Origin of the sequence: Alcanivorax xiamenensis (assembly GCF_009846745.1) — a bacterium.
Lineage (GTDB): Bacteria > Pseudomonadota > Gammaproteobacteria > Pseudomonadales > Alcanivoracaceae > Alloalcanivorax > Alloalcanivorax xiamenensis.
On the sequence record NZ_AQPF01000006.1, the window covers coordinates 145354 to 164318 of the forward strand.

Annotated in this window: 16 protein-coding genes; 13 read left to right on the forward strand and 3 right to left on the reverse strand. The window is 64.3% G+C overall.

Annotated features, from left to right (window positions below):
- Positions 1-30: 30 nt before the first annotated feature.
- Positions 31-1416 carry an MATE family efflux transporter gene (locus A6D6_RS06515; protein WP_159660266.1) on the reverse strand — a complete coding sequence of 462 codons (1386 nt, stop codon included), beginning with the start codon at positions 1414-1416 and terminating at the stop codon, positions 31-33.
- Between the two features lie 57 nt (positions 1417-1473).
- Here A6D6_RS06515 and A6D6_RS06520 point away from each other — a divergent pair, with 57 nt between their 5' ends.
- Positions 1474-2040 carry an elongation factor P hydroxylase gene (locus tag A6D6_RS06520; RefSeq protein WP_159660267.1) on the forward strand — a complete coding sequence of 189 codons (567 nt, stop codon included), beginning with the start codon at positions 1474-1476 and terminating at the stop codon, positions 2038-2040.
- A 126-nt stretch (positions 2041-2166) separates the two neighbouring features.
- Here the strand turns inward: A6D6_RS06520 and A6D6_RS06525 are convergent, their stop codons facing one another.
- Entirely contained in the window at positions 2167-2685 is a 519-nt protein-coding gene (locus A6D6_RS06525) for a DUF2062 domain-containing protein (RefSeq protein WP_133492936.1), read from the reverse strand.
- 361 nt (positions 2686-3046) lie between these two features.
- On the opposite strand from A6D6_RS06525, the gene A6D6_RS06530 reads away from it, so the two are divergent.
- The 9 genes from A6D6_RS06530 (at position 3047) to murB (ending at position 11463) form a co-directional block, all read left to right on the forward strand.
- Positions 3047-4717: a ComEC/Rec2 family competence protein gene (locus A6D6_RS06530; RefSeq protein ID WP_159660268.1), complete on the forward strand. Its 1671-nt coding sequence runs from the start codon at positions 3047-3049 to the stop codon at positions 4715-4717.
- Positions 4714-5262 (forward strand): ComEC/Rec2 family competence protein, encoded by a 549-nt coding sequence (locus tag A6D6_RS06535; protein WP_159660269.1) that lies wholly within the window; start codon positions 4714-4716, stop codon positions 5260-5262. Before A6D6_RS06530 ends, A6D6_RS06535 begins: the two co-directional genes overlap by 4 nt.
- A gap of 68 nt (positions 5263-5330) precedes the next feature.
- Entirely contained in the window at positions 5331-5990 is a 660-nt protein-coding gene (locus tag A6D6_RS06540) for a MotA/TolQ/ExbB proton channel family protein (protein WP_159660270.1), read from the forward strand.
- Positions 5987-6412: an ExbD/TolR family protein gene (locus A6D6_RS06545; protein WP_133492939.1), complete on the forward strand. Its 426-nt coding sequence runs from the start codon at positions 5987-5989 to the stop codon at positions 6410-6412. Before A6D6_RS06540 ends, A6D6_RS06545 begins: the two co-directional genes overlap by 4 nt.
- Positions 6409-8157: a lipid A export permease/ATP-binding protein MsbA gene (gene msbA, locus A6D6_RS06550; RefSeq protein ID WP_159660271.1), complete on the forward strand. Its 1749-nt coding sequence runs from the start codon at positions 6409-6411 to the stop codon at positions 8155-8157. The genes A6D6_RS06545 and msbA overlap by 4 nt, the downstream gene beginning before the upstream one ends.
- Complete coding sequence (gene lpxK / locus A6D6_RS06555) at positions 8150-9196, forward strand: tetraacyldisaccharide 4'-kinase (protein WP_133492941.1); 1047 nt, start codon at positions 8150-8152, stop codon at positions 9194-9196. Before msbA ends, lpxK begins: the two co-directional genes overlap by 8 nt.
- The gene (gene kdsB, locus A6D6_RS06560) at positions 9193-9957 is read left to right on the forward strand and encodes a 3-deoxy-manno-octulosonate cytidylyltransferase (protein ID WP_159660272.1); all 765 of its coding nucleotides are present in this window, start codon (positions 9193-9195) and stop codon (positions 9955-9957) included. The genes lpxK and kdsB overlap by 4 nt, the downstream gene beginning before the upstream one ends.
- Complete coding sequence (locus A6D6_RS06565) at positions 9950-10435, forward strand: low molecular weight protein-tyrosine-phosphatase (RefSeq protein ID WP_159660273.1); 486 nt, start codon at positions 9950-9952, stop codon at positions 10433-10435. The genes kdsB and A6D6_RS06565 overlap by 8 nt, the downstream gene beginning before the upstream one ends.
- The gene (murB, locus tag A6D6_RS06570; RefSeq protein ID WP_159660274.1) at positions 10432-11463 is read left to right on the forward strand and encodes a UDP-N-acetylmuramate dehydrogenase; all 1032 of its coding nucleotides are present in this window, start codon (positions 10432-10434) and stop codon (positions 11461-11463) included. The genes A6D6_RS06565 and murB overlap by 4 nt, the downstream gene beginning before the upstream one ends.
- A 264-nt stretch (positions 11464-11727) precedes the next feature.
- Here murB and rne read toward each other — a convergent pair whose 3' ends face one another.
- Positions 11728-15390 (reverse strand): ribonuclease E, encoded by a 3663-nt coding sequence (rne, locus tag A6D6_RS06575; RefSeq protein WP_201303711.1) that lies wholly within the window; start codon positions 15388-15390, stop codon positions 11728-11730.
- Between the two features lie 874 nt (positions 15391-16264).
- Between rne and A6D6_RS06580 the strand changes: the two genes are divergently transcribed.
- Genes A6D6_RS06580 through sppA form a run of 3 tightly spaced genes read left to right on the forward strand, consistent with a single transcriptional unit; the run spans position 16265 to position 18910 of the window.
- Positions 16265-17221: an RluA family pseudouridine synthase gene (locus tag A6D6_RS06580; protein ID WP_133492946.1), complete on the forward strand. Its 957-nt coding sequence runs from the start codon at positions 16265-16267 to the stop codon at positions 17219-17221.
- Between the two features lie 38 nt (positions 17222-17259).
- Positions 17260-17976, forward strand: a complete 717-nt coding sequence (locus tag A6D6_RS06585; protein ID WP_133492947.1) for an HAD-IA family hydrolase — start codon at positions 17260-17262, stop codon at positions 17974-17976.
- The gene (gene sppA, locus A6D6_RS06590) at positions 17933-18910 is read left to right on the forward strand and encodes a signal peptide peptidase SppA (protein WP_159660275.1); all 978 of its coding nucleotides are present in this window, start codon (positions 17933-17935) and stop codon (positions 18908-18910) included. Before A6D6_RS06585 ends, sppA begins: the two co-directional genes overlap by 44 nt.
- Positions 18911-18965: the final 55 nt, after the last annotated feature.

An 18965-nucleotide genomic window follows, 5' to 3' on the forward strand; every position in this document is an offset into this window, starting at 1 on the left:
ATCGGCGAGCGCGGACCGCAATAGGCGCGCTCAGGCGTGGCCGATGGGCAGTCCGGCCTGGTTGGCACGAGCGGTCAGCGGTTGCCGCAACCGCCAACGCAGGCGGATACCAAGCAGAATGGCGGCGCAGGTGAGACCAGCCACCAATCCGATCCAAAAACCGCTGGGGCCCATGGCCGGCACCACCAGATCGGTGAGAGCGAGCGCGTAGCCCACCGGCAAGCCGATGCCCCAATACGCGAACAGGGTCATGACCATTGGCCAGGCGGTATCTTCGAAGCCGCGCAGACAGCCGTTGGCCACCACCTGAATGGCGTCGGAGATCTGGTAGAGGGCGGCGAACAGCAGCAGGTGCGAGGCCAGGGCAATGACGCCCGGGTTATCGGTATAGATCCACGGCACCCAGTGCCGCACCAGCACCAGCAGCGCGGCGGCGCCGACTCCCACCAGACTGACCATGCGTATCGCGCTGCTCACCGCCAGATTGAGATCATCACGGTTGTGGCGGCCGCGAGCGTGGCCCACCCGCACCGTGGCGGCCAGGGAGAAACTGAGCGGTACCATGAAAATCAGCGAGGTGAAGTTGAGCGCGATCTGATGGCCGGCGACGATCTCCGGTCCCAGGCTGCTGATCAGCAGGGCGATCACCGCGAAAATACTGACCTCGAAAAAGATCGAGAAGCCCACCGGCAGCCCCAGCCGTAACATATAGGCCAGGCTGGCCAGTTCCAGGTGACGCCGCCGCAGGTTCAGCCGCGCCGGCCGATAGACCGGATGGCGGCGGATATACAGCCCCATCATCAGTGCCATGGACCACATCACCACGCTGGTGGCCCAGCCGCAGCCGACACCGCCCATGGCCGGGAAACCGAGTTTGCCGTAGATCAGCACATAGTTGGTGGGAATATTGATCAGCAGCCCGATAATGCTGATCCACAACACCGGACGGGTGTGGCGCATGGCTTCCGTGTAGCTGCGCATGGCCAGCATCAAGGCGGCGCCGGGCATGCCCCAGCTGAGACCTTCCAGGTAGCCCTGTACCAACGGCAGCATGGCCGGGTCCACGTCCATGGCGTGCAGGACCGGAGACATGCCGCGCAGTGCCACCGCGGTGAACAGTCCCAATCCCAGCCCCAACCACAACGCCTGCTGGGCCAGCGGGTTGACCCGATGGTAAGCTTCGCCCCCCAGGTGGCGCGACAGAATCGGCGTGGCGCTGGTCAGTACCCCGGTCATGAACAGAAACAACGGGACCCAGATGCTGGCGCCCACCGCCACCGCGGCCAGATGCTCGGCACCCACGCGGCCGGCCATCATGGTATCGACGAAGCCGTTGGCGGTTTGCGCCAACTGACCACCCAGAATCGGCAGGGCGAGAGCGAGTTGAGCAGCGTATTCCTTACGGCGAATGGACATGATGCGGGTCGGGAGCAGAGGCACGGGGCGGCTACCATACCGCAAAGCGCTGCCGGGATGTACTGCTCCGCGACTCTGGAAGGACTGTTCCGCGATACCTTTTTTTCGCGCTATCACACAGTCCTGGAGGGGGGCGCCGAGGAGCCCGTGTACTCGCCCGGAGCGCCCCATCGTATTGTCTATACCCGTGACTATTTCCGCAGCGCCCTGCACGAGGTGGCGCACTGGTGCGTGGCGGGACCGCGGCGCCGTACCCTGGAGGATTACGGGTACTGGTACGCACCGGATGGCCGTGATGCCGGGCAGCAGCAACTGTTTGCCCGGGTGGAGGTGGCGCCACAGGCGCTCGAGGCGCTGTTCTGTGCCGCCTGCGGCCATGATTTCCGTGTCTCCATGGATAATCTGGACGGTGACGAAGCGGCGCTACGGCTGGAAGCCGCTTTCGCCGAGCAGGTGCACCGCCGGGCCCATCGCTATCTCGAAGAGGGCCTGCCACCGCGCCCGCTGGCCTGGTGCCGGGCGTTGGCGGCTTGTTTCAATACCGGCTGGAATGGCGGAGCGGAAAGTCTGGATCGGGTCTTTATCTTCTCCGCTGAACGCATGACGCCAGACGCCGGACGCTAGAGCAATCGCCGCTCACGAGTCGCGCATGGTGTGTTAGCGTGCAGGCGTGTTGCGTGTGAGCGAAATATCCGCCCTGGCTTACAGCACATCACCACGAAAGCTTACAGCCACCGCCGCGGCGCCGGATTAGGGTTCATTCATCGGCTTCCGGCGTTTTCTGGAGCGCAGCTTCCAACTGCGCACCACCGCCAGACGCCAGAACACCTTCACCGCCCCATAGGACAGCAGCCCGGCAATCAGGGCCACGATCAGTGAGCCGATCCACAGGGGAACCAGTTGTTGCAGGAACCAGGCCGTGGTGATGCCTTCGCCATGATGGGGAGGCAGGCCCATCAGCCAGGCACCGACGCGGTAGTTGAAATAGAACACCGGAACATAGGTGAGTGGATTGGACAGCCAGACCAGCATCATCGACAGCGGCAGGTTGCAGTGGAAACGTACCGCCAGGAAGGCCGCCAGGCCCATCTGCATGGGAATGGGAAGCAGTCCGGTAAACACGCCTATGAAAGCGGCACCGGCCAGTGAATGCCGATTAATGTGCCACAGGTTCGGATCCGACAGGATCTCGCCAAGGAACTTCAGGGAGGGATGTCCGCGAAGCTTCTCGGGGGAAGGCAGGTATTTTCGGAATAACCGTTTCGGCATGAAAGTCGAGAATCCGGTTCCAGGTGCGCGCATTATGCCGATGTGGGACGGTCGCGCCTAGTGCGCGTGATCCACCCCGCCGCTCAGAGAACTTCTGAAAACCACCCCGTCATCCCGGGGTAGAGAGTTCAATGGCTTAAGATCATTGAACTCCCCCTTCGGGGCGCCCCGCGGGGCGTCCAAACGGTGCTCCAAGCACCGTTGTGTGACCCGGGGTCTCCCTCCGCGGGGCGGATGGTTTCGTGGAAGGAGATGCCGGATCGAATCCGGCATGACGTTTTCCACAGGCTCTTAGGCAGTGTAGAACAGACAAACTGAACGGAAGCTGTCAACACCAGAGGGTTGGTGGCGGGAGGCAAGGATGCCTTGGTGGCGTATGGCCGCGGCGATGACGGCGGCGGTGTGGTACGGCCTGTTATGGCCGGTGGCGGCGGGCTTGGCGCTGGCGCTGCTGGCCCGGCGCCGCGGTGGCTCCGCCGGAGGCTGGATGTGGCCGGCGCTGGCTTATCTTTACGCCGTGGTGGTACTGCAACTGGCGCTGGAGGCGCGGTTGCCGGAGCACCTGAACGGGGAGGAGATGGTGTTTGTCGGACGGGTGGTGTCGCTGCCCGAGACCCACGGCGGGGTGCATTATGGTCAGACCGGCATCAATCAGAGCGCGCTGCTGGAAGGCCGCGTCAGCGCCCCGGAACGCCGTTGGCCGGGCCGGCATCGGCTGCGGGTAAGTTACTGGAACCCGGATCCGCCATTACGCGCCGGCGAGTGGATACGCGCCCGGCTGCGCCTCTACAGGCCCCGTGGTACCTACAACGAAGCGGGTTTTGATTCTGAGCGCTATTTTCTTGCCGAGGGCATTGATGCCCGCGCCACGGTGCGAGCCGTGGAAGCACGCTGGGGCGGCGGCGGTCTGCCGGGCTGGCGGCAGGCAGTGAGCGACCGCATCGTCGGCCATCTGGCCGTCAGTCCCCATGGCGCGGCGGTGGTGCCGGCCCTGGTGGTGGCGGACCGCCGTGGCTTGCCAGCGCCGCTTTGGGACCTGTTCCGTGAGACCGGTACGGCGCATTTGCTGGCCATCTCCGGGCTTCATCTGACCCTGGTGAGCGGCATGGTCTGGTGGCTGGGCAGGGTTTTGTTCGGTCCCCTTTGCCAGTGGTTGTGCGGCCCGTTGCGGCGGCTCCCGCTGGCGCTGCTGGCCTGGCCCCCGGCAGTGACGGCGGCCTGGGGGTACGCCGCGCTTGCCGGATTCAGCCTGCCCACCCAGCGCGCCGCCCTGATGATCTCGGTGCTGGCGCTGGCGGTTTGCCGGCGTCGCCCCCGGCCGCCGCTGGGGGTTCTCGCCCTGGCGCTGTTCGTGGTCTTGCTTTGGGATCCGCTGGCGGCGCTGTCGGCCAGCCTGTGGCTGTCCTTTGGCGCGGTATTGGCGATTTTGCTGATCGCGGGGACCGGAGGCCCCTGGTTATGGGCCGGCCTGCCACTGGTCATGGGTGTGATCAGCGCGGTGATGTTCGACAGTTGGACCTGGGCATCACCGGTGGCCAACGCCGTGCTGGTGCCCCTGTTCAGTGTGTTGATCGTGCCGCTGGCGTTGAGTGGCGCCATATTCGATTGGCCGGCACTGTCTTTGGGGGCGGCCACCGGGGTGGAGGCGGCGGTGGCGTTGATGGCGATGCTGGCACGGTTCACACCGGGGGCGCCGCCGGTGCTGACAGGCATGGCGGCGGCGGCGTTGTTGCTGGCGGTGGCGCTGGCGACGTTGAGGGCCTGGCCCTGGCCACGCCGTATGCTGCCGCTGCTGATGGTGCCCTGGCTGTGGCCGCAGAATGCCGCGCCGCCACCTGGGCAACTGCGAATGACGGTGTTTGACGTGGGGCAGGGGCAGGCGGTGGCGCTGCGTACTCACGGGCATCTGCTTCTATACGACACCGGCCCGGCCTGGCCGGGCGGGTCCTCGAACCGTGGCTGCGCCGCCAGCGGTTGCGGCCATCGATCACCGTCATCAGCCACGGCGACCTGGATCACGCCGGCGGTTTGAGGGACCTGCGCGAGCCGGGCTTGTTGCTGTCTGGTGAGCCGGATCGTACCGTCGGCGCGGCGCCGTGCCAGGCCGGGCAGAGCTGGACCCTGGACGGCGTCACGTTCCGTTTTCTGTGGCCCCGTGATCAGGCCTGGCAGGGCAATGACGCCAGCTGTGTCCTGTGGGTGGAGGCCGGCCCGCATCGTGTGTTGTTGACCGGCGATATCACCCACCAGGTGGAATACCGGTTACTGGGGCAGGTGGCGCCGGTGACCGTTCTGGTGCTGTCCCACCATGGCAGCGATACCGGCACGTCGCGGGCCTGGGTGTCGCGATTGCAACCTCGTTGGGCGGTGGCGTCGGCCGGCTATGGCAACCGGTTCGGGCATCCGGCGCCGGCGGTGCTGGAGCGTCTGGAAGCGGCAGGCGTCACGGTTCTGCGCACCGACCGGGCCGGCATGATTGAGTTTCAATTGGGGGCCACCGATAATGCCGCGCCTATAACAAGGTGGCGTGACGACCACGGCCGGCCCTGGCATGGGCCCGGCGGATGGCGCTGGTAAGGGGGTTACCGGATTGGCCTGGTATCGTGTCGCGGCGCGCCATCGCAACTGACCAAGGGGATAACAACGTGCAGGAATTGGTGCGGTCCGGGGGCTGGATGATGCTCCCGATCCTGATCTGTTCGGTGGTGGCGCTGGCCATCGTGGCGGAACGATTCTGGACTTTACGTCCGTCCCGGCTGGCGCCGGCGGGCACCCTGGCGGAGGTGCGGGGGTGGTTGAAGAAAGGGCAACTGTCCGATGAGCGGCTGGAAACCCTGAGATCGCAGTCCGCCCTCGGTGTGATACTGGCGGCGGGGCTGGCCAACGCCCGGCACGGCCGCGAGATCATGAAAGAGAGCATCCAGGAAGCGGCCACCGGAGTGGTCCACGACCTGGAGAAGTACCTGGCGACACTGGGCTCGGTCGCCGCCATCACGCCCTTGCTGGGTCTGCTCGGCACGGTGGTGGGGATGATCGACGTGTTCGCCGCGATCATGATCCACGGCACTGGCGATGCGGCGCAGCTTGCCGGCGGTATTTCCCAGGCCCTGCTGACCACCGCCGGCGGGCTGGTGGTGGCGATTCCTGCGATTTTCTTTCACCGTTTCTTTGTGCGCCGGGTGGAGGAGATCACCGTCGGGCTGGAACAAAACGCGGTGCATCTGGTCGATTTGGTCCACGGTGACCGCGAACCGGCGCGGGGACAAGGGCAAAGGCAAGGGCAAAGGGAAGGAGCGACGTCGTGAGATTCCCGCGGCCCAGGCAGGAAGAAATCAGCGTTAACCTGACGCCGTTGATCGACGTAGTGTTTCTGCTGTTGATTTTCTTCATGGTCTCCACCACCTTCACCCGCCAAACGCAGTTGTCGCTGACTCTGCCGGAAGCGCAGGGCACGCCGCCGGAGCAGGCGCCCCAGGCGGTGGAGATTCTGGTGTCGTCGGCGGGGGAATATGTGATCAACGGCGAAAAACTGATCGACAATAGCGACGCCGGCCTGCGCTCCGCTCTGTTGCGGTTGGGCCAGGACAAGACCGAGTGGCCCATGCTGATCACCGCCGATGCCCACGCCAGCTATCAGGCGGTGGTGACGGTGATGGACGTGGCGGGCCAACTGGGCTTTGATAAGCTGTCGCTCACTACACGTGAAGCCACTGAAGAGGGCCAATGAGCCAACAATCGGAAAGTGCATGGCAAACGTATAAACGACTGCTGGGCTATGTAAAACCTCACTGGTTTCTGTTACTCGCCAGTTTTTTCGGCTATGCCATCTACGCCGGTACTCAGGCCGCCGCCGCGCAACTGGCCGGCTACCTGGGTGAAACCGTGGTCGACCCGCAGCCTCACCGGGTCCTGGTGGTTTCCGTCGCGCCGCTGCTCATCGCCCTGGCTCAAGGGGTCGGGCAGTTCCTTGGTAGCTACACGCTGGCCTGGGTGGCCCAGGAAATCGTCTATTTCATGCGCAATGAAGTGTTTGGTCATGTGTTGCGGCTGCCTCAGTCGGAGTACAACAACAACGCTTCCGGCCGCATCATGTCCAAGATCATCTTTGATGCCCAGCAGGTCACCAGCGCCGGCACCGACGCGGTGATGGTGATTTTCCGGGAAGGATTGACGGTGATCGGACTGATGGCGTTCCTGTTCTATCAGAATTGGAAACTGACGCTGATTCTGCTGGTGGTGGCGCCGGTGATTGGCCTGGTGGTGAATGTCACCAGCAAACGGTTCCGTCACATCAGCCGCCGTATTCAGTCGTCCATGGGCAACATCACCCAGTTTCTTGGTGAAGCCATCGAGGGCAATCAGGCGGTGAAGATTTTCGGTGGCCAGAAGCTGGAAGGCGACCGCTTCCACAGCGTCAGTCGCCGATTCGCGCGCCAGAACACCAAGCTCAATGCCAGCAAGATTGCCTCCACGGTGATCGTGCAGCTGTTCGTGGCGGTGGGCATTGGCGCCATCACTTATCTGTACATCACGATGATGGGCGAGCAGCTCACCGTGGGTGGTTTCCTGTCCTACATCGCCGCCGCCGGCATGGTGCAGAAACCGCTCAAGCAGCTTACCGACGTTAATGTGAAGATTCAGCGTGGCGTTACCGGCGCCGCCTCCTTGTTTGAATTGATGGACCGCCCGGTGGAGCAGGACCTGGGACAATTGACGCTGCCGCGCACCGAAGGCAACGTGGAATTCCGGGATGTCACCTTCGGCTATGACGAAAATCAGCCGGTGCTGCGCAACCTCAGTTTCTCCATTCGCAGTGGTGAGACGGTGGCACTGATTGGCCGCTCCGGCGCCGGCAAGAGCACCATCTCCGCCATGCTGCCCCGGTTCTTCGACCCGGATCAGGGCCAGGTGCTGCTGGACGGCGTGCCGTTGCCGGACTACAGGCTGGCGGACCTGCGTCACCAGATCGCCATGGTCAGCCAGAAGGTGGTGCTGTTCAACGATACCGTGCGCAATAACATCGCCTATGGCGAGATGCGGGACGCCGACGACGCGGCAGTGGAGCAGGCGGCCCGTAACGCCTATGCCTGGGATTTCATCCAGGGCCTCGACAAGGGCCTGGACACCATGGTCGGCCAGGACGGCGCCCAACTGTCCGGCGGCCAGCGCCAGCGCGTGGCTATCGCCCGGGCTCTGCTCAAGGACGCGCCGATCCTGATCCTGGACGAAGCCACCAGTGCGCTGGACACGGAATCGGAGCACCATATACAGAAGGCGCTGGAACGCCTGATGGAAGGTCGTACCACCCTGGTGATCGCGCACCGCTTGTCCACGATTGAAAAAGCGGACCGTATTCTGGTGCTGGATCAGGGCCAGTTGATCGAACAGGGCACGCATGCCGAGCTGTTGGAAAAGAATGGACTCTACACACAACTCTATAAGATGGATTTCGCCGACGACGTTAATGACTGATTTTGCCCGCCGCGTGGAGCGGGGCTGGTACCAAGGCAGCCCCTGGCTGACGCCGCTACGCCCGCTGGGGTGGCTGGTGGGGCGGGTTGCCGGGCGCCGTCTGGCCGCCTTCCGCCGGCAGCGAACCGCTCCGCCGGTGCCCGTACTGGTGGTCGGCAATATCACCGTCGGTGGCACCGGCAAGACCCCCCTGGTAGTGGCTCTGGCCCAGCGCGCCAGCGAGCGGGGCCTCAGTGTGGTAGTGATCTCCCGGGGCTATGGCGGCAAGGCCGGCCGATATCCGATGACCGTGACACCCTCCAGCGATCCGGCGGTGGTCGGTGACGAGCCGCTGTTGATCGTGCGCCGGGCCGGCGTGCCGGTGGTGCTGGATCCGCGCCGGGACCGCGCCTTGAGCTATGTGACGCGCGAACTGGCGCCGGATCTGGTGATCAGTGACGACGGCCTGCAGCATTACGCGTTGCCCCGTTCCGCCGAAATCGTGGTGATCGATGCCCGCCGGGGGCTTGGCAATGGCCGCTGCCTGCCCGCCGGTCCGCTGCGCGAGTCGGCCGACCGTCTCGATCAGGTGGATTTTCTGGTGGCCAACGGCGGGGTCTGGCCGGGGGCCGTCACCATGCACCTCAAACCCGGTAAACTGACCCGCCTGAATGATGGCCTGACCCTGGACGGTGAGGCGTTTCGGGAGCGTTTTGGTGCCGTGCACGGCGTTGCCGGTATTGGCCACCCGGAGCGTTTTTTTCATTCCCTGGCGGTGCTGGGACTGGCGGTGACACCACACGCGTTTGCCGATCACCATGCGTTTAAACCCGAGGATCTGGCGTTCGCCGACGGCCGCCCGGTGGTGATGACCGAGAAGGACGCAGTGAAATGCCAGGGCTTCGACAATAGCCGGCTGTGGATGCTGCCGGTGCGGGCGGCCTTGCCGGACACGGTGCTGGACGCCATGATCGACCGCGCATTGAATCCGGACCCGGCGCTGCTCAAGACGGCGCCGGCATCCGTCGAGAAGGCATCCGTCGAGAAGGAGAGAGAATGAGTTTTTCCGTGGTGGTTCCGGCCCGTTATGCGTCGGCGCGTCTGCCGGGCAAGGCATTGGCGGATCTGGCTGGTAAACCGATGGTGCTGCGGGTGGCGGAACGTTGCCTGCTCAGCGCCGCCGGCAAGGTGTGGGTGGCCACCGACGATCAACGCATCGCCGATGCCGTTGGTGACCGTTGTCCGGTGGTGATGACGCGGCCGGATCATCCCTCCGGCACCGATCGTTTGCAGGAAGTGGTAACGCAACTGGGGCTCGGCGACGACGACATCATCGTCAATGTGCAGGGGGACGAGCCGCTGATTCCGCCGGCGGTGATCAACCAGGTGGCGGAGAATCTGGCCGCCAATCCGGAGTGTCAGATGGCCACCCTGTGTGAGCCGATCACCGCCGCCGGGGATTTGTTCAGCCCGGATATCTGCAAGGTGGTATTCGATAACCAGGGGCGCGCGCTGTACTTCTCGCGGGCGCCGATTCCCTGGGATCGTAATGCGTTCACCAAGGATCGCGAGCAGCTCGGTGAGGGTGAGTGGTGGCGGCACATCGGTATCTACGCCTATCGCGCCGGCTTTCTGCACCAGTTCGTCAACTGGCCGCCGGCACCGCTGGAAACGCTGGAATCCCTGGAGCAATTGCGGGCGCTGGCCAATGGCGTGGCGATTCATGTGGCGCCGGCCCGCGAGGACGTGCCCGGTGGCGTGGATACGCCGGAGGACCTGGAACGTATGAGAGCGCTGTTGCGGGGAGAGGCGCATGACTGATCTCAACGCGCCGGCGGTGCTGTTTGTTTGTCTCGGTAATATCTGCCGTTCGCCCACCGCTGAAGCGGTATTCCGTCAGCGGGTGGATGCGGCGGGGCTGAGCGGGCGGTTGGAGATCGACAGCGCCGGCACCGGTGACTGGCACATCGGCCGCCCCCCGGACCACCGTGCCGCCGCGGCGGCGGCACGGCGCGGTTACGCCATGGAGACGTTACGCGCCCGTCAGATCACGGTGGATGATTTTCGCCGTTTCGATCTTATCCTGTGCATGGACCACAGTAATTTTCACGATGTCTCCGAGCTGGCGCCGGCCCAAGCCCGCGCGCGGGTGGCGCGCTTCCTGGAAGTGCTGGGAGAAGGCGAGCCGGAGGAAGTGCCGGACCCTTACTATGGCGGCGAGGAGGGCTTTGATCAGGTGCTGGACCTGGTGGAACGGGCCAGCGAGCTGTGGCTGGAACAGTTGCGGGCGTCACTGTGATCGAGACCGATGTGGATCTGAGCACGGCCAATACCCTGGCCCTGCCGGCCCGCGCCGAGCGCCTTGCCTGCCCCTCCGATGTGGACGAACTGGCCCGGGTGCTGACCGGGCGCGGGACTGACCCGCTGTTCGTGCTCGGCGGCGGCAGCAATCTGGTCCTGACCGGGGACTTGCCCGGCCTGACGGTGATGCCGGCTTTCGACGAGGTAAGCTACCGGCAGGTGGATGAGGGCCAGGCCCGGGTCCGGGTTGGCGCGGGGGTGGTCTGGGACCGGCTGGTGGCGGACACCGTCGCCGCTGGCTGGCAGGGTCTGGAGAATCTCTCCCTGATTCCCGGCAGCGTCGGCGCGGCGCCCTTCCAGAACATCGGTGCCTACGGGGTGGAGCTGGCGGACGTGGTCTCCACGGTGGAAGCGGTGTCGGTGGAAGACGGCAGCAATATCCGCTTCGATGCCGATCAATGCGAATTCGCCTATCGGGACAGCCTGTTCAAGAGCCGCTGCCGGGGTGAATTCATTATTACCCACCTGACGTTGAATCTGCGCCGTGGCAGCGACTGCCCGTCGGACTCTTTCCGATTGGACTATGGCGGGCTGGCGGAGCGGCTGGAAGGCGATGGGCCGGTGACCCCGGCCCGGGTGCGCGAAGCGGTCATCGCCTTGCGGCGAAGCAAGCTGCCGGACCCGGCTGATTTGCCCAATGCCGGCAGTTTCTTCAAGAATCCGGTGGTCTCTCTGGCGCACTATCAGCGGTTGCTGGAATCGTATCCGGAACTGGTTTCTTTCCCGGTGCCTGAAGGTCGTAAGCTGGCCGCGGGCTGGCTGATCGAGCGCAGCGGCTGGAAAGGCCGGCGTCTCGGCCCGGTGGGCATGCACGATCAGCAGGCGCTGGTACTGGTCAATCATGGTGGCGCCACCGCCGTGGATGTCCTGACGCTGGCGGCGGCGGTACGGGAAGACGTGCGGCAGCGCTTTGGCGTGGAACTGGAGCAGGAGCCGGTGTTGATGCCGGGCGCCCTGGCAATCTGAGATATCAATCGTGGCTCGTGGGCCAGTGGTGTCCCACAGTTGGGGAGGCTCTGGCGCTTGCCGCCGAATCCACGGCCGTGGTCAGTCTATTGGTCTTGGAAATATGAGCTCATGCTGTATTCGCTGCCAAGGCAGCTTCCCACAGCAGGACCACGAAGTCGCCGTGGGAAGCTGCCCTGGCAGCGAATCAGTGTGCAGGGCGCCACAAAAAAGCCCTCGCCGGTAACCCGGCGAGGGCTTTTTCATGCCTGAAGGATCAGGGCATCAGGCGCCGGTGTCGGCGTCCTTGGTGCTGTCCGCCGCGGCAGTCGCCTCCTGTTGTTGCTGGCGGCGGCGCAGACGTGGGTCATTGCTGGCCCGGCCTTGCGGCGCGGCTTCGGAGCCGGTGCTTTTGGCGTCGTTTGCCGGTGCCGGCTGTTCCGGGCTGACCGCCGGCTTTGCTGCTTCCTCCGGTTTGCTGTCCGCCTTTGGCTTGGCGTCGTCGGAGGGGAAGGTTTCAGTCTTGGCTTCCGCTTTGGGCTCGGCCTTCGGTTCCGCTTGCGGTTCCGCCGCCGGTGCCGCCGGTTTCGGCTGCTCGGTCGGTGCCGGCTTGCTGGCCTCGGCTTTCTCCGGCGCTTTTTCTGGCGCTTTCTCCTCGGCTTTCACTGGAGCAGGGGTGGGCTCCGCCGCCGGTTGCGGTTTTTCCGCCGCCGGTTTTTCCGCTACCGGTTTGGCAGCGTTTTCCGGCTGCGTGGCCGGGCCGCCGTTGGCTTTTTCCGGCTCGGGCGCTTCAGGCTTGTTCTGAGCCTGAGCCTGAGCCTGAGCCTGAGCCTGAGCCTGAGCCTGAGCCTGAGCCTGAGCCTGAGCCTGAGCCTGAGCCTGAGCCTGAGCCTGAGCCTGAGCCTGAGCCTGAGCCTGAGCCTGAGCCTGAGCCTGAGCCTGAGCCTGAGCCTGAGCCTGAGCCTGAGCCTGAGCCTGAGCCTGAGCCTGAGCCTGAGCCTGAGCCTGAGCCTGAGCCTGAGCCTGAGCCTGAGCCTGAGCCTGAGCCTGAGCCTGAGCCTGAGCCTGAGCCTGAGCCTGAGCCTGAGCCGCGGCCTGGCGGTTACGCTGGCGCGGATCGTTGCCGGCACGTCGTACCGGCTGCTCTTCCACTTGGGCGGAGGCCGCCGGCTTGGCGTCCTGGACCGGCGCTTCAGCGGCGGGCCGCGGTGCTTCCCGCTTGCTTTCCTGTTCCGGCTGTTGTGGCTTGCTCACCGGCTGCTCGTGCTGCTGCCGGGAGCTGTCCTTTTGCTGTTGCGCCGATGGTTGCTCCGCCGGAGCCTCTTTGGCATCGCCGCCCTGAGCCGGTTTGGTCTGGGCCGGTGCCTGGTCGGCTTGCGCCTTGCCTTCTCCGCCTTCCTGAGCCGGAACCAGCTTGGCCTTGGGCGGACGGCTGTCGCCACGTTCCTGATCGCGTCCCGGCGTGTTGTCTTCGCTGGTCATCAACGGAGGCTGAGCCGGGGTACCGCCTTTCGCGGTGTCCTGCTTGCTTTCCGCCTGCTCGCCACGGCCGGTGTTTTGCTGGCGCTGATCATTACGGCGCTGGTCGTTATCCCGTTGCGTGGCGGCCTTATTGCCTTCGTTGCGGGGTTCGTCCTTGCCTTGTTGATCCTTGCGCTGCTGAGCATCGCCACTATTTTGCTGTTGAGCGGCTTGCTGTTGAGCCTCCTGCTGCTGAGCCTTGCGATCATCCTGGCTCTTGCGCGGCCGTTCCCGTTCGCGCAGCGGGCGATCGTCCTTGGCGTCCTGGCGCCGGTTGGCTTTCGGGCCCTCGCCACGGCGTTCCTGGCGGCCCTGGTTGTCATTCGTCCTGGCGTTATTGGACCGGGTATCACTGGACTTCGTGTCGCTGGACTTATTGTCCGTGCTCTTATTGTCCGAGGACCGGTCGCCACCACGGTTGCGACCGCGACGGTTATTGCCGCCGCCGGCGTTGTCGCCGTCGCGACCGTCCGCCTTGTTGCGGTTGCGGTTCTGATTGCCACGGTTGCCACGACGGTTATCGTCCTGCTGCTCCGTGTCTTCCCGCCGGTTCCGGTTATTGCGGTTGTTGCCCCGATCCTGCTGACGGCGGCCGCGTTCCTTGTCGCGGTTGCCGCGCTGGTCGCGGTTCTGGGGCTGGCGATCCTGCTGACGGCGTGCGTCTTTCTGGCCGCCTTTGGATTCCTGCTTCTGTTCTTGTTCGGCACCGCCACCGAACACGGCGGCGAACCAGCCCAGCAGCCGGGCGAGCAGACCGGGAGTGCTTTCACTTGCCGCCGCCGGCGCGGCCGGTTCCGCCGGTTGCGCTTTGGGGGCAGGGGGAGCCGTGTCCGGGGTGACCAGCTTAACCGCTGGTTCCTGTGGTTTCGCCGGGGCTTCCTGGGTGTTGGTGGTGGGCTCCTCGGCGCTGGTGTCCACCAGTTCCAGCTCATGGCTGGTTTGCGATTTGACCTGATCGTCGCGGATCCGCTCGACCTGGAAATGAGGGGTTTCCAGGTTCGGGTTGGGGATCACCAGCACCCGGGCGTTGTGCGCGGTTTCGATGTCCCGCAGCACCGGGCGCTTTTCGTTGAGCAGGAAGGTGCCCACCGCCACCGGCACTTGGGCCTGTATTTCGCCGGTGCGTTCCTTCATCACCTCTTCTTCGATCAGGCGCAGGATGCTCAGTGCCAGGGACTTCACGTCACGGATATGGCCCTGGCCATCACAGCGCGGGCAAACGATGCTGGAGGTCTCGCCCAGGCTGGGACGCAGCCGCTGACGGGACAGTTCCAGCAGGCCGAAGCGTGAAATGCGGCCAAGCTGGATGCGGGCGCGGTCCGCTTCCAGGGCGTCGCGCATGCGGTTTTCCACTTCGCGCTGATTGCGGGCCGGCCCCATATCGATGAAGTCCACCACGATCAGGCCGCCGATATCCCGCAGCCGCAGTTGCCGGGCGATCTCGTCGGCGGCTTCCAGGTTGGTCTGCAGGGCGGTCTCCTCGATGTCCGCGCCCTTGGTGGCCCGGGAGGAGTTGATGTCGATGGACACCAGCGCTTCGGTGGGGTCGATGACAATGGAGCCGCCGGAAGGCAGCTTCACTTCCCGCTCGAAGGCGGTCTCGATCTGGGACTCGATCTGGAAACGGGAGAACAGCGGGATCTCCTCGTTATACAGCTTGATCTTGTGCTTGTAGTCGGCCATCACCTGCTGGACGAAGGCCTGGGCTTCCTCGAACACCTTCTCGGAGTCGATCAGCACCTCGCCGATGTCCTTGCGCAGGTAGTCGCGGATGGCGCGGATGATGACGTTGGATTCCTGATAGATCAGGAACGGGGCCTTGCGGGATTGCGCCGCTTCGGAAATGGAATCCCACAATTTGAGCAGGTAGTCCAGGTCCCATTGCAGTTCCTCGGCGCCACGGCCGAGTCCGGCGGTGCGCACGATCACGCCCATTTCATCGGGCAGCTTGAGGCTGGCCAGGGCTTCCTTTAGCTGCTGGCGTTCCTCGCCCTCGATACGGCGGGAAATACCGCCGGCACGCGGGTTGTTGGGCATCAGCACCAGGTAGCGGCCGGCCAGACTGATAAAGGTGGTCAGGGCGGCGCCTTTGTTGCCGCGCTCTTCCTTGTCCACCTGGACGATCACTTCCTGACCTTCCTTGATCACATCCTTGATATTGATGCGACCCTGGATGTCCTTGGGATCCTTGGTGAAGTACTGGCGGGAAATTTCCTTCAGCGGCAGAAAGCCATGGCGTTCGGCGCCGAAGTCCACGAAAGCGGCTTCAAGAGAGGGTTCAATGCGAGTGATCTTGCCTTTGTAAATATTGGCTTTTTTCTGCTCGCGGGAGCGGTGTTCGATATCCAGGTCATAAAGACGCTGTCCGTCCACCAGGGCCACCCGAACCTCTTCGGGATGGGCGGCGTTGATCAACATACGTTTCATTGTGCTACCACGTTGTTCGTGGCGGCATGCAGCGGGCCGGCTTGGTGCCGGTATCAGACCCTGACCCTGAACGAGGAAAAGCCGCGCAGGCATCGACGTCACGTGTGTACGGCGCTTTTCGGGCGCGGAGACGACGGTGATGATTCTGCCTGTTCGTTACTCTTTCTCCTCCGGATATAGGAAGTCGTTCCGTTGGTGTTGCGCCGGGGATGTCATGCCCCGTGGTTGTGCTTCACGCTGTGCCCGGCGCTTGGATTTTCGTGGCGCCGGACCGGGTAAACTTTGGTTTGTCTGTATACCGGTTCTCTGTCTTCAGCCTGGCTGCAGTCCGCCTGTTTAGGTTGTCGGCAACCTGCCGGGCAATGACGCGGCCCGGGAGGTCATGCTGCAGCGTCGCGCTCCGGTGGGAGTTCTCGCGACGTCATCATGGTCGGGCGGGGCGGGCGGTCTGATCTTGACGGCGAATGGTCGCTGCGCGTCGCCGTTGGCCTGCCGCGGCCGACATGAGTCTGTCATCAGCGTTCCGATCGCGCATCGGAGGCCATCTTTTCACGGTAACCGGGCGCAACGAGCGTCTCTGATTGGGTGGGCGGGCACGGGAAGCGGCAAGGATAATGTTTCCGGTGGCGTCCTGACTTGACCCGATAGGGGAGCAGGGCGCCGGCCCGGGCCGCCCGTCATGCTCACGGGACCACCGGCTTCACTGTTCGCGCCCCGCCATCCGTGAATCTCAGTAATGGGCGGACACAACGATCGTAAAGCTGTTGCCAGACAAGGCACTATAGCAACAAAACCGCAATAAGATCAATCTGATGGCGCTGCCGCCCCGGCGAGGCGATTGACCTGCGCGGGGGCGGAGGTCAGAATCCCCCGCATGTCCGAGACCCCCTCCGCCGACCGCGTTTCCTTCGTTACCATTGATGAAGGTCGTGACGGTCAACGCCTGGATAATTTCCTCATCACGCACCTCAAGGGCGTGCCCCGTTCCCGTATCTACCGGATCATCCGTTCCGGCGAAGTGCGGGTGAATAAAAAGCGCGCCAAACAGACCACGCGCCTGGCGAGCGGGGATATCGTGCGGGTTCCGCCGATCCGCACCGCCGAATCCGAGGCGCCGCCGAAAATCAGTGACGCTCTGGCGGAGCGGCTTTCGCGCACCCTTATTTATGAAGACGAGCACCTGTTCATCTTCAACAAGCCGGCGGGCCTGGCGGTGCATGGCGGCAGCGGCGTCAGTCTTGGTTTGATCGAGGCGTTGCGGGTGCTCTATCCGGAGGAGCGGGAGCTGGAGCTGGTGCACCGGCTCGACCGGGATACCAGCGGTTGCATCATGGTGGCGCGCCGGCGCGGTTTTTTGCGCCGATTGCAGCGGTTGATGCAGCAGGGCGGTGTGGAAAAACGCTATTGGCTGTTGTGTCAGGGCTTCAAGGGCAAGGAACGCCGTATCGAGGCGCCGTTGCTCAAATTAATGCAGGGCAACGAGCGGGTGGTACGCGTATCCCGGGAAGGCAAGCCCTCGGTCACCGACTTCCGGCTGCTCGAACGGCTCGGTGGTGTCAGCCTGGTGGAAGCCACTCTGGGCACCGGGCGGACCCACCAGATCCGCGTGCACAGTCAGTTCGGCGGCTTCGCGCTGCTGGGGGATGACAAGTACGGCAATGATCAGGGTGATCGCCTGCTTGGGGAACTCGGCGTGCGTCGTTTGTGTCTGCATGCCCATAGCCTGGCTTTCCGGCATCCGCTCAGCGAGCGCCGGGTGCGGGTGGAGGCTCCCCTGGACGAGGATTTCGAGTCGATCCTGGCGGCACTGCGGCGCCGCTCCCGATCCTGATCCTGAAGTGAAGTAAGGCTACCCGAGGCGCTGGCAAGATGAGCTACGATCTGGTGATTTTCGACTGGGACGGCACGGTGATGGATTCCACCGCCCGCATCGTCGCCTGCATGCACGGTGCCGCCCGCGACCTGGCGTTGCCGGCGTTGGAAGATGAGCAGGTGCGCGGCATCATCGGCCTTGGTTTGCCGGAAGCGATCCTCACTTTGTACCCCTTCCTGGACGAAGCCATGGTGAGCACCATGCGCGACCGGTATGCTCATCATTTCGTATTGGCGGAGCGGTCCCCCAGTGTGCCTTATCCGGGCGCCCGCGATACTTTGCTGGCGCTGCGCGAGCGGGGCATGCGATTGGCGGTGGCCACTGGCAAGTCGCGCAAAGGGTTGGACCGGGTCTGGACCAACACCGGCCTCGGGGCGTTGTTTCACGCCTCCCGCTGCGCCGACGAGAGCCGCTCCAAACCGCATCCGGCCATGGTGCTGGAGCTGCTGGAGGAATTGAGAGTGGCGCCGGAGCGGGCACTGATGGTGGGGGATACCACCTTTGATCTGGATATGGCGGAGGCCGCCGGGGTTGACCGGGTGGCGGTCAGCTATGGTGCCCACACGCCGGAGCGCCTGCGTCAGCGCAATCCGCGGGCGATGATCGATGCTTTGCCACAGTTGCTGCCCCTGGTCGGGGCAGGGGTAATCACGCGAGGAGCAGATGTAGATGGAATCGAATCAACCACCGTCCCGGCCGCAGGGCAGCAATAAAGAGTGGCAGCTGATCGAGAAGCTGCTGGGGCAGGCCCAGGCGGAGCAACGTAAAAGCCGCCGCTGGGGGATTTTCTTCAAGACGCTGACCTTTGTTTATCTGTTCGTTGTTCTGTTCATGCTGATTCCCAGTCGCGATGGCGCTCTGGCGGTGGCCGAGCCCCATGTGGCGGTGGTGGACGTGAATGGGGTCATCAGCGCTGACAGTGAGGCGTCGGCGGATCTGATCAGTGCCGGCCTGAGGGAGGCGTTCGAGGCGAAAAATGCCAAGGCGGTGCTGTTGCGCATCAACAGCCCGGGCGGCTCGCCGGTGCAGTCCAATCAGGTTTACAACGAGATCCGGCGGTTGCGCGAGAAGTACCCGGAGAAGAAGGTCTACGCGGCGATCACCGATACCGGCGCGTCCGGGGCTTATTACATCGCCTCGGCCGCGGATGACATCTACGCCGATCCGGCCAGCATTGTCGGTTCCATTGGCGTGATCATGGCCGGATTCGGTCTGGAAGAAGCGGCGGAGAAGCTGGGCGTGGAGCGCCGCGTTTACACCGCCGGCGAGAACAAGGACCTGATGGACCCGTTCGCACCGGTGAATCCGGCCCATCGCCGGCACGTGCAGGAGATGCTGGATGAGATTCACCAGCAGTTCATTGGCGCGGTGAAACAGGGGCGCGGTGATCGCCTGCGGGTGGATGGCCACCCGGAATTGTTCTCAGGCCTGTTCTGGACTGGCGAGCGGGCTCTGGATTTGGGCTTGATCGACGGCCTCAAGAGCCCGGGTCAGGTGGCCCGGGATGTGATCGGCGTCGAGGAATTGGTCAACTACACCTACAGCCCGTCTCCGGTGGAGCAATTGTTGCAGCGCTTCGGTGTTTCCATTGGCAAGGGGCTGGGTAGCAGCCTGGGCTTGGAGCAGTACCTGCCGGATCTGCGTTGATGGGGGGTGAGGCGCCGGACGCCTGACGCCAGACGCTAAAGTCAAAACCCGGGGC